The sequence below is a fragment of the Pseudomonas sp. VMV1 genome (assembly GCF_056790235.1).
The window spans coordinates 1-608 of the sequence record NZ_JBXGSE010000042.1 but is presented as its reverse complement, the minus strand read 5'-3'; the positions used below and the strand labels follow the sequence as shown (position 1 = coordinate 608).

The window sequence follows — 608 nt, the reverse complement described above, 5'->3', positions numbered from 1 at the left end:
CGCTCGGGCTCGGGGATGTAGGAGTCCAGGGTCTCGACCAGCTTGCGCACGGCAGAAACGCCCATCTCGTTGTCATCCTGGCCGTTCAGGGCCATCAGCGCGGAGCCGATCACGATCGGAGTGTCGTCGCCCGGGAAGTCGTAGGTGTTCAGCAGATCGCGAACTTCCATTTCGACCAGTTCCAGCAGCTCGGCGTCGTCAACCATGTCGGCCTTGTTCAGGAACACGACGATGTAGGGAACGCCTACCTGACGGGACAGCAGGATGTGCTCGCGGGTCTGCGGCATGGGGCCGTCAGCAGCCGAGCAAACCAGGATCGCGCCGTCCATCTGGGCAGCACCGGTGATCATGTTCTTCACGTAGTCGGCGTGGCCGGGGCAGTCGACGTGCGCGTAGTGACGGGTCGCCGAATCGTACTCAACGTGGGAAGTGTTGATGGTGATACCGCGAGCCTTTTCTTCCGGCGCGTTGTCGATCTGGTCGAAACCACGAGCGGAACCGCCCCAGGTGTCGGCACAGACTTTGGTCAGCGCTGCGGTCAGAGTGGTCTTGCCATGGTCAACGTGACCGATGGTGCCCACGTTCAGGTGCGGTTTGTTACGTTCGAA

Annotated in this window: 1 protein-coding gene; it reads right to left on the bottom strand. The window is 61.7% G+C overall.

Annotated elements, in window-relative coordinates:
• Positions 1-608, bottom strand: a 608-nt coding sequence (locus tag ACUCV0_RS24070; RefSeq protein ID WP_482213931.1) for a GTP-binding protein, incomplete at both ends; no start/stop codon positions are given.